At 40.3% G+C, this 13,679-nt stretch carries 12 protein-coding genes and 1 pseudogene; 11 read left to right on the plus strand and 2 right to left on the minus strand.

Annotation, left to right across the window (positions count from 1 at the left end; all coding sequences use genetic code 11):
- Positions 1 to 19 precede the first annotated feature (19 nt).
- From AYS37_RS05525 to AYS37_RS05540, 4 genes are all read left to right on the plus strand, one after another.
- Positions 20 to 1,297 (plus strand): glucose-6-phosphate dehydrogenase, encoded by a 1,278-nt coding sequence (locus AYS37_RS05525; RefSeq protein WP_000883588.1) that lies wholly within the window; start codon positions 20 to 22, stop codon positions 1,295 to 1,297.
- Positions 1,298 to 1,306: 9 nt separating this feature from the next.
- A complete protein-coding gene (pgl, locus tag AYS37_RS05530) occupies positions 1,307 to 1,990 on the plus strand; it encodes a 6-phosphogluconolactonase (protein ID WP_000542234.1) in 684 nt (227 codons plus the stop codon).
- On the plus strand, positions 1,977 to 2,987 hold the full coding sequence (locus tag AYS37_RS05535; RefSeq protein WP_001126887.1) for a glucokinase: 1,011 nt from the start codon (positions 1,977 to 1,979) through the stop codon (positions 2,985 to 2,987). The genes pgl and AYS37_RS05535 overlap by 14 nt, the downstream gene beginning before the upstream one ends.
- A 170-nt stretch (positions 2,988 to 3,157) precedes the next feature.
- Positions 3,158 to 4,204 (plus strand): NAD(P)-dependent alcohol dehydrogenase, encoded by a 1,047-nt coding sequence (locus AYS37_RS05540; protein ID WP_001265759.1) that lies wholly within the window; start codon positions 3,158 to 3,160, stop codon positions 4,202 to 4,204.
- An 11-nt stretch (positions 4,205 to 4,215) separates the two neighbouring features.
- Here AYS37_RS05540 and AYS37_RS05545 read toward each other — a convergent pair.
- A pseudogene (locus tag AYS37_RS05545) lies at positions 4,216 to 5,510 on the minus strand (glycosyltransferase family 8 protein).
- A gap of 170 nt (positions 5,511 to 5,680) precedes the next feature.
- Between AYS37_RS05545 and AYS37_RS05550 the strand changes: the two are divergent.
- On the plus strand, positions 5,681 to 6,988 hold the full coding sequence (locus AYS37_RS05550) for a hypothetical protein (RefSeq protein ID WP_000576595.1): 1,308 nt from the start codon (positions 5,681 to 5,683) through the stop codon (positions 6,986 to 6,988).
- 6 nt (positions 6,989 to 6,994) lie between these two features.
- On the opposite strand, the gene AYS37_RS05555 is transcribed toward AYS37_RS05550, so the two are convergent.
- Positions 6,995 to 7,657 (minus strand): outer membrane protein, encoded by a 663-nt coding sequence (locus AYS37_RS05555; RefSeq protein WP_001874693.1) that lies wholly within the window; start codon positions 7,655 to 7,657, stop codon positions 6,995 to 6,997.
- A 290-nt stretch (positions 7,658 to 7,947) separates the two neighbouring features.
- Between AYS37_RS05555 and AYS37_RS05560 the strand changes: the two genes are divergently transcribed.
- From AYS37_RS05560 to AYS37_RS05585, 6 genes are all read left to right on the plus strand, one after another.
- On the plus strand, positions 7,948 to 8,508 hold the full coding sequence (locus tag AYS37_RS05560; protein WP_000486454.1) for a pyruvate flavodoxin oxidoreductase subunit gamma: 561 nt from the start codon (positions 7,948 to 7,950) through the stop codon (positions 8,506 to 8,508).
- A 15-nt stretch (positions 8,509 to 8,523) separates the two neighbouring features.
- On the plus strand, positions 8,524 to 8,916 hold the full coding sequence (locus AYS37_RS05565) for a 4Fe-4S dicluster-binding protein (RefSeq protein ID WP_000656179.1): 393 nt from the start codon (positions 8,524 to 8,526) through the stop codon (positions 8,914 to 8,916).
- A 9-nt stretch (positions 8,917 to 8,925) separates the two neighbouring features.
- Positions 8,926 to 10,149, plus strand: coding sequence for a 2-oxoacid:ferredoxin oxidoreductase subunit alpha (locus AYS37_RS05570; RefSeq protein ID WP_001129858.1), 1,224 nt, complete (start codon positions 8,926 to 8,928; stop codon positions 10,147 to 10,149).
- A 12-nt stretch (positions 10,150 to 10,161) separates the two neighbouring features.
- Positions 10,162 to 11,106, plus strand: coding sequence for a thiamine pyrophosphate-dependent enzyme (locus tag AYS37_RS05575; RefSeq protein ID WP_000238175.1), 945 nt, complete (start codon positions 10,162 to 10,164; stop codon positions 11,104 to 11,106).
- A gap of 107 nt (positions 11,107 to 11,213) precedes the next feature.
- Entirely contained in the window at positions 11,214 to 12,536 is a 1,323-nt protein-coding gene (purB, locus tag AYS37_RS05580; protein WP_000893890.1) for an adenylosuccinate lyase, read from the plus strand.
- 297 nt (positions 12,537 to 12,833) lie between these two features.
- The gene (locus AYS37_RS05585) at positions 12,834 to 13,667 is read left to right on the plus strand and encodes an outer membrane protein (RefSeq protein ID WP_000816844.1); all 834 of its coding nucleotides are present in this window, start codon (positions 12,834 to 12,836) and stop codon (positions 13,665 to 13,667) included.
- Positions 13,668 to 13,679: the final 12 nt, after the last annotated feature.

The following is a 13,679-nucleotide window of genomic DNA, read 5'->3' on the forward strand; positions in this document are numbered from 1 at the left end:
CACTCTAAAAGGGTTATTGATGCTAGATTTTGATTTGGTTCTTTTTGGCGCGACTGGGGATTTAGCCATGCGAAAGCTCTTTGTTTCGCTCTATGAAATTTATACCCATTATGGTTTTAAAAAAGATTCTAAAATTATCGCATCGGGGCGTAAGGAGCTATCCAATGAAGAATTTTTAACGCTTCTTTGCGAAAAAACGCAGTTGCATTCAAGAGAAAAGGGTGAGGAATTTTTAGCCCATATCAGTTATTTTTGCGTTCGTTTGGATAACCCTAAAGACTTTGGAGAATTGAGTAAAATCGCTACAAACAATAAGCCCTTGATTTTCTACTTTTCTATCTCGCCTAGTTTTTTTGCAACGACCGCTCAAAATTTGGCCCAAAATGCGCTCAATCACGCTAACACTCGCTTGATTTTAGAAAAACCCTTAGGGCATGATTTAAAGACTTGTAAAGAGATTTTCCAAAGCATTAGCGCTTTTTTTAAAGAAGAGCAAATTTTTAGAATCGATCATTATTTAGGGAAAAAGGGCGTTCAAAATATCCTTGAATTGCGCCTGAATAACCCTATCTTAAGCATTTTATGGGATCAAATCAGTGCGGTTGAAATCTGTGTGTATGAGACTTTAGGGGTGGAAGAAAGGGGCGAATTTTACGATAAAATCGGGGCTTTAAGGGATATGGTTCAAAACCATCTCTTGCAAGTTTTATCCCTTATCGCTACAGATTTACCCAACGATTTAAAGGATTTGAGGAAAGAAAAAATCAAAGTTTTAAAAACCTTACAACCCCCAAAAGATTTTAAAAAACAGGTCATTCGGGCCCAATATCAAGGCTATAGAGATGAAAATAAGGTTAATAAAGAGAGCCAGACAGAGACTTTTGTCGCTATTAAAGCCTTTTTGGATACGCCTAAATTTAAAGGCGTGCCTTTCTATATTAAGCACGCTAAAAAAATGCCCCACAACCAAGCGAGCGTGAAAATCCATTTTAACGCAGTCAATACGCTAGAATTTTTCCTCTCTCAAGATAAAATCACCCTCACCCTAAAAGATCATCAAAACCCCCTTATTTTAGAAACCCATAACAAACAAGAATTTTTACAGCCCTATGCTAAGTTGCTCTATGATGCGATACAAAATAACCACAATAATTTCGCCCACCAATTGGAATTAGAAGCGTCATGGGTGTTTATTGACACGCTCATAGAGGGTTTTATCAATAACGCCACGCCCTTATACTCCTATGAAAGCCATAATTTAAACGAATTAGAATTTTTAAAACCACTCTATCAATAAAGGGATTTCATGGGTTATCAATTGTTTGAATTTGAAAATTTGAAAGATTGCCACAGGGCTTTAACAGAGCGTTTTAAAGAATTTTTTAACGCCGCTTTAAAAAAGCATCATCAAGTTTCTATCGCTTTTTCTGGAGGCCGTTCGCCCATTAGCTTGTTGCAAAAATTGAGCGTTTTAGATCTCAAATGGCATGCGTGTTTAATCAGTTTAGTAGATGAACGCATTATAGACACAAGCCACAAGGATAGCAACACCAAATTATTGCATGATTACTTGTTGCAAAATAACGCCTTAAAAGCTTCTTTCACCCCGCTTTTGCCCAAAAAGATTTCTAGCGATACAAACGAACTTTTTCATTTTGCTAACCAGCATTTCAAACAGCCCCATTTAGCCATTTTGGGCATGGGGACTGATGGGCATACGGCTAGCCTTTTTCCCGAAACGAGCGCTTTTTTAAACGAAGAAAAAGAAAATATCGTTTTGACTAAGCCAATTAACGCTCCTTATGAGCGCCTGAGCATGTCTATCAACGCCTTAGAAAATTGCGAAAAACTTTTCTTAAGCATTAGCGGAGTAGAAAAAAGGGAGGTTTTAGAAAAGGCTTTAAAAGAAAACGCCCCCTATTCTCTGCCGATTGCTCGGATTTTACATTCTAAAAAAGTTACCACGGAGGTGTTTTATGCCAAAAACTGAAACTTACCCAAGACTCTTAGCCGATATTGGCGGCACGAACGCGCGCTTTGGTTTGGAAGTCGCCCCACGACAGATTGAATGCATTGAAGTCTTGCGGTGCGAAGATTTTGAAAGCTTGAGCGATGCGGTGCGGTTTTACCTTTCTAAATGCAAAGAAAGCCTTAAACTGCACCCTATTTATGGCTCTTTTGCTGTGGCTACGCCCATTATGGGGGATTTTGTCCAAATGACTAACAACCATTGGACTTTTTCTATTGAAACGACACGGCAATGTTTGACTTTAAAAAAATTGCTTGTCATCAATGATTTTGTCGCGCAAGCCTATGCCATTAGCGCGATGCAAGAAAACGATCTGGCCCAAATAGGCGGGATTAAGTGCGAGATCAACGCCCCTAAAGCGATTTTAGGGCCAGGAACCGGGCTTGGGGTAAGCACTCTTATCCAAAATAGCGATGGCTCTTTGAAAGTCTTGCCCGGCGAAGGAGGGCATGTGAGCTTTGCCCCTTTTGATGATTTAGAAATTTTAGTGTGGCAATACGCCCGCTCTAAATTCAACCATGTGAGCGCGGAAAGGTTTTTGAGCGGGAGCGGTCTGGTGCTGATTTATGAAGCCCTGTCTAAACGCAAAGGCTTAGAAAAAGTGGCGAAGTTAAGCAAGGCTGAATTAACCCCGCAAATCATTAGCGAACGCGCTTTGAATGGGGATTACCCTATATGCCGATTGACCTTGGACACTTTTTGCTCCATGCTTGGCACGCTCGCTGCTGATGTGGCTCTCACTTTGGGGGCTAGAGGGGGCGTGTATTTGTGTGGGGGGATTATCCCACGATTCATTGATTATTTTAAAACTTCGCCCTTTAGAGCGCGTTTTGAAACGAAAGGGCGCATGGGAGCGTTTCTCGCTTCTATCCCTGTGCATGTCGTGCTGAAAAAAACTCCCGGACTTGATGGGGCAGGCATTGCGTTAGAGAATTACTTACTGCATGATAAAATTTAGCAAATAGTAGCCGCTTAAGATAAAAGCGATTAGTGTAAGGGGTGCGTTTAGAGCATGCCAAACAACGCTACCATATAACCAACAGCTATAAAATTAGTTAAACCTATAGAAACATAAGCAAACCATAAAAACGATACAATAGCGGTATTTTAATGAAACAAGGAGTTTTTATGAGAGTTCCATCTAAAGGTTTTGCTATTTTTTCTAAAGACGGGCATTTCAAGCCCCATGATTTTAGCCGCCATGCTGTAGGCCCTAAAGATGTGCTGATTGACATTCTTTATGCAGGGATTTGCCATAGCGATATTCATAGCGCTTATAGCGAATGGAAAGAAGGCATTTACCCTATGGTTCCTGGGCATGAAATTGCTGGGGTCATCAAAGAAGTGGGTAAGGAAGTTAAGAAATTTAAGGTTGGCGATGTGGTGGGCGTGGGCTGTTTTGTCAATTCATGTAAGGCGTGTAAGCCCTGTAAAGAACACCAAGAGCAATTTTGCGCCAAAGTGGTATTTACTTATGATTGTTTGGATTCTTTCCATGGCAACGAACCCCACATGGGCGGATACTCTAATAATATTGTCGTGGATGAAAACTATGTGATTAGCGTGGATAAAAGCGCTCCTTTAGAAAAAGTAGCCCCCTTGCTTTGCGCGGGCATCACCACTTATTCGCCCTTAAAATTTTCTAAGGTTACTAAAGGCACAAAAGTTGGCGTCGCTGGGTTTGGCGGGCTAGGAAGCATGGCGGTTAAATACGCTGTGGCTATGGGGGCTGAAGTGAGCGTTTTTGCAAGAAACGAACACAAAAAGCAGGACGCTTTAAGCATGGGAGTTAAACATTTCTACACGGACCCCAAACAATGCAAAGAAGAATTGGATTTTATCATTTCAACCATTCCTACCCATTATAATTTAAAAGACTACCTCAAGCTCTTAACTTATAGTGGCGAATTAGCCCTTGTAGGGCTCCCTCCTGTAGAAGTTGCTCCAGCACTCAATGTTTTTGAATTTATCCATTTGGGCAATCGCAAGGTTTATGGCTCATTGATTGGGGGCATTAAAGAAACCCAAGAGATGATGGATTTTTCTATCAAACACAATATTTACCCTGAAATAGATTTGATTTTAGGCAAGGATATTGACACCGCTTATCATAACCTAACCCATGGGAAAGCGAAATTCCGTTATGTGATTGACATGAAAAAATCGTTTGATTAAAGGTTTTGGCTCTAGCTCTTTTTTAAGAGCTTGAGTTGGATTAGGATTTTTTCACCAGTGCATGGAGTTTTAAGAATCGCAGAGTCTTACCCACAAGGCTCTTGAGTGGTATGAGGATGCAGTGTTTGACAAACACCCTAAAGAGTTTCTTTCGTGCATTTTTAGGGAGCCTATAAACATGCGAGAAGTAGTGGTTCAAGAACGCTTCAAGGGAGTTTTCTTTGATCTCTGTATGGGCATGCGAGAAGTAGTGGTTCAAGAACATTCCGAGATTTTCTTGCTTGATTGTGGCATGGATGCGCGAAAAATAATGGTCTAAAAAGGTCTTGAGCGCGTCATGGGCGATCTGCTCTTCAGTCTTCCATAGGGGAAAGTAGTAGTGATAGGCAACGATACTGTGGTAGCGATGCCATTTTTCACTGCCTATTTCCACCCTAGCGATCGAATCAATCCAGTCGCTCATAAATGGGGTTTTAGCCAAAGCGTTCAGCCACAAATCCGCTTTTAAACCAAAAGGATAATCCCAAGGCTTCACCGCCCCCCACCAAGCGTCATAGTGGATAATAGTAGGGTTTTCTTGCACCTCTAAAATGGTTTTCTTGTAATTCTCGTTTAAATACGCATTAGAAAAATCTTTAATGGTGTAATACCAAGGGAAAACGCAATACTCAACCCCTAAAGCTTTCATATTGGGCCAACACCATTTCGTAAAATCCAACTCCCCTTTAGCCTCATTCCCCTTTAAAAGATCATGCATTCTTAAGGTGAAATTTTTCTTGCGTTGGTAATCTAAATTACAAAACAAAAACCCTTCCATCATGTGGTGCTTTTCAACTTCCAAAACCCCATAAAAATAATTCTCATCATTTTCTTTAATGTTTAAGAAATCAGCGCTAAATTCATTGCAAAAGATAACGTCCACATCGCTCCACACCATTTTGGAATATTTGGGGAATAAATCCGCTAGAAAATACTTCACTAACACCATTTTAGAAAAACGCTTGGTGAAATCCTCATCAAAAGGGTTAGGGATAGCGTCTAAAAAAGGTTCAATATCTTTTACTTCTAAAGTAGCAAATTCTTTAAAAGGCTCTGTAATTTGATTAAGCTTTGCTGTATCTTCTTCATTCAAGCCTACCACTAAAGCGTGTAGGGTGTAACGGATTTTTTTATTGGCTTTAGCGATGCTTTCTAGCAAGGAATAAAGACACGCGCCCGCAGGAATGAGGTAATTCTTATCAAAAGCAAAAGCGATAGGGATATGAAAATCTTGTTCTTTAAAAGAATGGCTTGAAGCTGAAGTCATGAAAAATGAAACACCCTTTTTTAATGGCTATTTTATCCAAAAAAAAAACAGAACTTGAAAGGGTTCTGTTTTTGGTTTTTATGTTGTTTTTAAAGCAAATTAATTTAAAATTTTACCTTATTTTTGCCACCATTTTTAAAAGGCGTTGATGAAAGGGGCTGTGTTTTAGTTTGATTTTCTTAAAAAAATCTCTTTATGCGTTGTTAATTTCAGGTTTTTTAATACCACCCTTAATAAAAGCGGCTAGTTTTGTCTATGACTTGAAGTTCATGAGCTTTAATTTCAATTTAGTGGCCCCAGCTAACAACCCCTATTGGAATAGCCTAACCAAAATGCAAGGTCGTCTCATGCCTCAAATTGGCGTTCAATTGGACAAAAGACAGGCCTTGATGTTTGGAGCGTGGTTTATCCAAAATTTACACATGCATTATAGCTATTTCCCTTATTCGTGGGGGGTTACCATGTATTACCAATACATAGGGAAAAATTTGAGATTTTTTTTAGGCATTGTGCCGCGAAGCTATCAAATAGGGCATTACCCTTTAAGCGCTTTTAAAAAACTTTTTTGGTTTATAGACCCCACTTTTAGAGGAGGAGCATTCCAATTCAAACCAGCTTACGATCCTAACCGCTGGTGGAATGGATGGTTTGAGGGCGTTGTTGATTGGTATGGGGGGCGTAATTGGAACAACCAGCCCAAAAAGAAAAATTACGATTTTGATCAATTCTTGTATTTTGTTTCTTCAGAATTTCAGTTTCTTAAAGGGTATTTAGGTTTAGGGGGGCAGCTTGTCATTTTTCATAACGCCAGCCATCATAGCATGGGAGATAATTACCCTTACGGCGGTAATTCTTACTTAAAACCAGGCGATGCAACCCCACAATGGCCTAATGGCTACCCTTATTTCAGCCAAAAAGATAACCCACAAGGCGGAGAAATAGGGAAATACTCTAACCCTACCATTTTAGACAGGGTTTATTATCATGCTTATTTAAAAGCGGATTTTAAAAATCTCATGCCTTATATGGACAATATTTTTATGACCTTTGGCACGCAGTCGTCTCAAACCCATTATTGCGTGCGTTATGCTAGCGAGTGCAAAAACGCTCAATTTTATAACAGCTTTGGGGGGGAATTTTACGCCCAAGCGCAATACAAAGGCTTTGGGATCTTTAACAGATACTATTTTTCCAACAAACCCCAAATGCATTTTTATGCCACTTATGGCCAATCCCTTTATACCGGATTGCCATGGTATAGAGCCCCTAATTTTGACATGATAGGGCTTTATTATGTCTATAAAAATAAATGGATAAGCGTGCGAGCGGATGCGTTTTTTAACTTTTTAGGTGGGGGCGATGGGTATCATTTGTATGGGAAAGGGGGCAAGTGGATCACCACTTATCAGCAATTCTTAACCCTAACCATAGACACAAGAGAGTTGATTGATTTTGTCAAATCTAAAACCTCTAAATAACCATATCTAAAAATTATAGATATAATTGAAATAAGCGACCGGTAAGCGGTGCCATAAAGTAGTCGTGCTCAAGCCATCAATAATTTCAGTTCTTTTGTTAGGAATGACAGGGAATTTCAACCCGAAAGTGATTTCATTGTGGAAAAAGCCAAAACGAAAACCCACTTTCACAAGCAATTGGAAAAGCGAATTTTCTTTGCCTAAATTTTGAGCGATAATCCCATGCATAGCCCCTCCTGGCATGTAAGTCGCCCCAGCGATGCCTAAGCCAAACTCCAACCCTAAAAACATCTTTGGCGAATTGAAAGCGTCCCACAAACCGCTAAATTCTAAACCATAGGTAGAAATATAGGATTTGTGAGAAGAAAAGGTCTGATCATAAAACAACCCGTAACGAAAACCCACATGCTCTACAGCTTGCGTTTTAGCCACAAATTTCCCCCCTAACACCACACCAAAGCCATTGCCGGTCATGAAATACGATTTATCTACAGACTCGGTGCTAAAAGATGTGTTGATTGCGCTAAGCTGATACCCAACCCCTAAATAAAACGTATTCCTATCCGCAAATTTAGGTTTTTTTGATTTTTCATCAAGATCTGCCTCTGCGGCTTGAAGCGATGATAATAACGCCATGCCCATCAATATTTTAATCGTTGTTTTATTCATAACCCAATTCCTTTTGTTATCCTGCCCCACACTTGCCCCATACAGACTAAAATCAAATCACACCTTAAATAATAACAAAGTTTAAAATAAATATTAGTGGTTTTGATTAAGAACGCCTATCTTTTTAGAATAAATAGCCATAAAATAGCCATAATTCTTGTAGGTATGCCCCCATTTTCCTATAAAAATTCCTAAAAAGATATTGTTATAAGACACATTAATAGTTTTTCTTGTATAATATTTGGGCTAAATTCAATTTATTTTATACGATATTAAGGAGACATATTACCATGTTTCAAATTAGATGGCATGCGCGAGCTGGTCAAGGCGCTATCACCGGCGCTAAAGGGCTAGCTGATGTGATTTCAAAAACAGGCAAAGAAGTGCAAGCGTTCGCTTCTTATGGTTCAGCTAAAAGGGGGGCTGCTATGATGGCTTATAACCGCATTGATGATGAGCCTATTCTAAACCATGAACGCTTCATGCAACCGGATTATGTGCTAGTGATTGACCCTGGTTTGGTTTTCATTGAGAACATTTTCGCTAACGAAAAAGAAGACACGACCTATATCATCACTAGCTACCTTAACAAAGAAGAATTGTTTGAAAAAAAACCTGAATTAAAAACCCGTAAGGTGTTTTTGGTGGATTGTTTAAAAATCTCTATGGAAACCTTAAAACGCCCTATCCCCAACACGCCCATGCTAGGGGCTTTAATGAAAGTGTCTGGCATGCTTGAAATTGAGGCTTTTAAAGAAGCTTTTAAAAAAGTTTTAGGCAAAAAACTCACGCAAGAAGTCATTGACGCTAACATGCTCGCTATCCAAAGAGCTTATGAAGAAGTTCAATAACATTAAGGATTAAAGATGAAAGATTGGAATGAATTTGAAATGGGAGCGGTGCTCTTCCCTTTTGAAAAGAACGCGCAAAGCGAAATGGAAAAACACAATGATGAGCGCCATTACACTGAGCAAAGTTACTTCACCACTTCAGTGGCTCATTGGCGCGTGGCTAAGCCTGTGCATAACAATACTATTTGTATCAATTGCTTTAATTGTTGGGTTTATTGCCCAGACGCTGCCATTCTTTCAAGAGAGGGCAAATTAAAGGGCGTGGATTATTCTCATTGTAAAGGCTGTGGCGTGTGCGTGGATGTCTGCCCCACTAACCCTAAATCGCTATGGATGTTTGAAGAACAAATTGAGCCTGCCACCGCTCTCACTCAATGGCCGCAAAAACAAGAAAAGAAAAAATCATAAGGAAAAAATATGGCAAAAAGTATCGAATTGCAAGAGATAGAAGTGTGGGATGGCAATACCGCTAGCTCTAACGCCCTGAGACAGGCTCAAATTGATGTCATCGCAGCCTATCCTATCACCCCTTCAACGCCCATTGTGCAAAATTATGGCTCGTTTAAGGATAACGGCTATGTTGATGGCGAGTTTGTTTTAGTGGAATCTGAGCATGCCGCCATGAGCGCATGCGTGGGAGCTGCGGCTGCCGGTGGGAGAGTTAGCACTGCGACTAGCTCTCAAGGCTTAGCGTTAATGGTAGAGGTTTTATACCAGGCTTCTGGCATGCGTTTGCCTATCGTTTTGAATTTAGTCAATCGCGCTTTAGCGGCCCCTTTAAACATCCATGGCGATCATTCTGATATGTATTTAAGCAGGGATTCTGGCTGGATCAGTTTATGCACATGCAACCCCCAAGAAGCTTACGATTTCACTTTAATGGCGTTTAAAATCGCAGAACACCAAAAGGTGCGCGTGCCTACTATCGTCAATCAAGATGGCTTTTTATGCTCGCACACCGTGCAAAATGTCCGCCCTTTGAGCGATGCAGTGGCCTATCAATTCGTAGGCGAATACCAAACCAAACATTCCCTTTTAGATTTTAATAAACCGGTAAGCTATGGCGCGCAAGCTGAAGAAGAATGGCATTATGAGCATAAAGCCCAACTCCACCATGCCATCATGAGCGCGTCTTCTGTGATTGAAGAAGTGTTTAATGATTTCGCTAAACTCACAGGCAGACAATACCATTTGACTAAAACTTTCCAGCTAGAAGACGCTGAAATCGCTATCTTTGCGTTAGGCACTACTTATGAATCCGCTATCGTAGCGGCTAAAGAAATGCGTAAAAAAGGCATTAAGGCTGGCGTGGCCACTATCCATTCCTTACGCCCTTTCCCCTATGAAAGATTGGGGCAGGATTTGAAAAATCTTAAGGCTCTAGCGATTTTAGACAAGAGCTCTCCAGCGGGCGCTATGGGGGCGATGTTTAATGAAGTAACGAGCGCGGTGTATCAAACGCAAGGGACTAAACACCCCGTGGTGTCTAACTACATTTATGGTTTAGGCGAAAGGGACATGACGATCGCGCATTTATGCGAGATTTTTGAAGAAATCAATGAAGACGCTCTTAAAGGCACGCTCACGCACCCTACCCAACAATTCGTAGGCTTGCGTGGCCCTAAAATGAGCTTTTTTTAAAAAGGAAATATCATGGTAAAAGAAGTCAAAACACTCAAAGGTTTTAGCCAAAGTGCTGAGAAATTTCAAGGCTCGCACTTGCTTTGCCCGGGTTGTGGGCATGGCATCATTGTGCGCGAAGTTTTAAACGCTGTAGATGGGCCTATTGTTTTAGGCAATTCTACCGGTTGTTTAGAAGTATGCTCGGCTGTGTACCCGCACACTTCATGGGATGTGCCTTGGATTCATATCGGTTTTGAAAATGGCTCTACCGCTATTTCGGGGGTTGAGGCGATGTATAAGGCTTTAGTGAATAAGGGTCGCTATCAAGGTCAAAGACCGAAATTCGTGGCGTTTGGAGGCGATGGGGCTAGTTATGATATTGGTTTTCAATTCATCAGCGGTTGCATGGAAAGAGGGCATGACATGACTTACATTTGCTTGGATAATGAAAACTACGCCAATACCGGCGGTCAAAGAAGCGGATCTACGCCATTAGGGGCTAGCACTTCTACCACGCCAGCGGGATCAGTTAGCTTTGGTAAAAAAGAAAAGAAAAAAGACATCGTCAATATCATGGCAAGCCATGGGGTCCCTTATGTAGCGCAACTCTCTCCTAACAAATGGAAAGACATGAATAAAAAGATTAAAACCGCGCTAGACACTGAAGGGCCTTGCTTTATCAACGCTCTTAGCCCATGCACGACTGAATGGAAATTTGATTCCAATAAGACCATTGAATTAGCGGATATGGCTGTGGATAGTTTGATGTTCCCCTTGTTTGAAGTCTTTAATGGCAGGGAATTGAAAATCACTTACCGCCCCAGAAATATCATTCCTGTAAGGGATTATTTAGGGGCTCAAAAGCGCTTCAAACACCTTTTCAAAAAGGAAAACGAACACATCATTGAAGAATTGCAAAAAGATGTGAATGAGCGTTGGGAATACTTGCAACGCAGAGAAGAAGCTAAAGTATAACTCTTCCATTAAATCAAGGCGCTTTTTGCGTCTTGTGCGATTTTCCCCCTTGACTTTTTAAACCCCTTTAAAGTAACATAATCCCATTTTGATTTTAAGGATTGTCGGTGTTAGAACGCTATGCGAATGAAGAAATGAAAGCCCTATGGAATGAGCAAACCAAGTTTGAAACCTATTTAGAAGTGGAAAAAGCTGTCGTTAGGGCGTGGAACAAGCTTGGGCAAATCCAAGATAGCGATTGTGAAAAAATCTGCTCAAAAGCGGCATTCAATCTTGAGCGCATCAAAGAAATTGAAAAAACCACTAAGCATGATTTAATCGCTTTCACCACTTGCGTGGCTGAAAGCTTGGGCGAAGAATCCCGCTTCTTTCATTATGGGATCACTTCTAGCGATTGCATTGATACGGCTATGGCGTTATTGATGACCAAAAGCTTAAAACTCATTCAAAAAGGCGTTAAAAACCTCTATGAAACCCTTAAAAATAGGGCTTTAGAGCATAAAGACACGCTAATGGTAGGCAGAAGCCATGGGGTGTTTGGCGAGCCCATTACTTTTGGCTTAGTGTTAGCCCTTTTTGCTGATGAAATCAAACGGCATTTAAAAGCCTTGGATTTAACGATGGAATTTATCAGCGTGGGAGCGATCAGTGGGGCTATGGGGAATTTCGCGCACGCCCCCTTAGAATTAGAAGAATTAGCGTGCGAATTTTTAGGCTTAAAAACCGCCAATATCAGCAATCAAGTCATTCAAAGAGACCGCTACGCTAGGCTTGCATGCGATCTGGCTCTTTTGGCGAGTAGTTGTGAAAAAATCGCTGTCAATATCCGCCATTTGCAACGCAGTGAAGTCTATGAAGTGGAAGAAGCTTTTTCAACAGGGCAAAAAGGGAGCTCTGCAATGCCCCATAAAAGAAACCCCATATTGAGCGAGAATATCACCGGGCTTTGTAGGGTGATTCGCTCTTTTACTACCCCTATGTTAGAAAATGTCGCCTTATGGCATGAAAGGGACATGAGCCATAGCTCTGTGGAGCGTTTTGCGCTGCCCGATCTGTTTATCACTAGCGATTTTATGCTCAGCCGCTTGAATGGCGTGATTGAAAATCTGGTGGTTTATCCTAAAAACATGCTTAAAAATTTAGCTTTGAGTGGGGGGTTAGTTTTTTCGCAACGGGTGTTATTGGAATTGCCCAAAAAAGGTTTGAGCCGAGAAGAAAGCTATTCTATCGTGCAAGAAAATGCGATGAAAATATGGGAGGTTTTGCAACAAGGCGCTTTTAAAAACGCTGATGAAAATTTGTTTTTAAACGCCCTACTCAATGATGAACGCTTGAAAAAATATTTGAGCGAGGACGAAATCAAAGCATGTTTTGATTACAGCTATTACACTAAAAATGTGGGAGCGATTTTTAAAAGGGTGTTTGAATAAGGCGCGTTTTTAGCCTAAAATTTTTTGGCTTTGTTCTTATGGATTATTGATTGTAGAATTTAAAAAAACTCAAAGCGTTTTTAGAATAGATATAATCAAAAAGCTTGATTTTAATCAAACGATAACCTCTTAAAAAAACGCTCTTGAAAGGTTAGGGTTTTTTTGGGGGTTTTAGGGGAAGATTATTTCAAAATACCCCTTATCCCCTTAAGAAAACGAGTTTAATAAAGTTTAAAACGATACAATAAAGTTTAAAACCAATTTGTAAAAAATTAAAATTTCAATCAAAGGGCTTTTTTGAAACGAGCGTTATGGTTAATTTTAGGGCTTTTTTATGCGCTTAATGCAGAGAGCTTTAAAGATGTTTTGACTAAAGGGGATTACACTTTTTTTAATAAAAAGGTGGTTTCGCCTATCAAACGCTATGCGGATAGATCGGCGTTTTATCTGGGGCTTGGGTATCAGTTGGGGAGCATTCAGCACAACTCTAGCAACTTGAATTTATCCCAACGATTCAATAAGAGTCAGATTATTTTCAGCGATAGTCTAAGCCCTGTTTTTAAAAATTCGTATGTGTCTAATGGTCTTGGCGTTCAAGTGGGCTATAAGTGGGTGGGTAAGCATGAAGAAACGAAGTGGTTTGGCTTCAGGTGGGGGCTGTTTTATGATTTGAGCGCCTCTCTTTATGGCCCAAAAGAATCGCAGTCTGTTATCATTTCCACTTACGGCACTTATATGGATTTATTGCTTAACGCTTATAATGGGGATAAGTTTTTTGCTGGGTTCAATCTGGGAGTTGCTTTTGCCGGGGTGTATGACAAATTGAGCGATGCGTTATTGTATCAAACGCTTCTTCAAAACACTTTTGGCGGGAAAGTGAATTCAAACGGCTTCCAGTTTTTGGTGGATTTAGGGGTTCGTTTAGGGAATAAGCGCAACCAATTTGGCTTTGGGATTAAAATCCCTACTTATTATTTTAACCACTATTATTCCATGAATAACATTAGCAATAATAGTGAAAATGTCTTAAAAGTTTTACGATTTTTAGAATACGGGATCAACAGCTTGTTGTATCAAGTTGATTTCAGGCGCAATTACTCGGTTTATTTCAACTACACTTATAGTTTTTAAAGCACAGTTTTT

This window comes from Helicobacter pylori NQ4053 (genome assembly GCF_000274605.1).
GTDB classification, from domain to species: domain Bacteria; phylum Campylobacterota; class Campylobacteria; order Campylobacterales; family Helicobacteraceae; genus Helicobacter; species Helicobacter pylori_CV.

Excerpts from the sequence above, each read along its gene's own strand:
- AYS37_RS05525 (WP_000883588.1), top strand. The coding sequence starts at position 20 with ATGCTAGATTTTGATTTGGTTCTTTTTGGCGCGACTGGGGATTTAGCC.
- pgl (WP_000542234.1), top strand. The coding sequence starts at position 1,307 with ATGGGTTATCAATTGTTTGAATTTGAAAATTTGAAAGATTGCCACAGG.
- AYS37_RS05535 (WP_001126887.1), top strand. The coding sequence starts at position 1,977 with ATGCCAAAAACTGAAACTTACCCAAGACTCTTAGCCGATATTGGCGGC.
- AYS37_RS05540 (WP_001265759.1), top strand. The coding sequence starts at position 3,158 with ATGAGAGTTCCATCTAAAGGTTTTGCTATTTTTTCTAAAGACGGGCAT.
- AYS37_RS05555 (WP_001874693.1), bottom strand. The coding sequence starts at position 7,657 with ATGAATAAAACAACGATTAAAATATTGATGGGCATGGCGTTATTATCA.
- AYS37_RS05560 (WP_000486454.1), top strand. The coding sequence starts at position 7,948 with ATGTTTCAAATTAGATGGCATGCGCGAGCTGGTCAAGGCGCTATCACC.
- AYS37_RS05565 (WP_000656179.1), top strand. The coding sequence starts at position 8,524 with ATGAAAGATTGGAATGAATTTGAAATGGGAGCGGTGCTCTTCCCTTTT.
- AYS37_RS05570 (WP_001129858.1), top strand. The coding sequence starts at position 8,926 with ATGGCAAAAAGTATCGAATTGCAAGAGATAGAAGTGTGGGATGGCAAT.
- AYS37_RS05575 (WP_000238175.1), top strand. The coding sequence starts at position 10,162 with ATGGTAAAAGAAGTCAAAACACTCAAAGGTTTTAGCCAAAGTGCTGAG.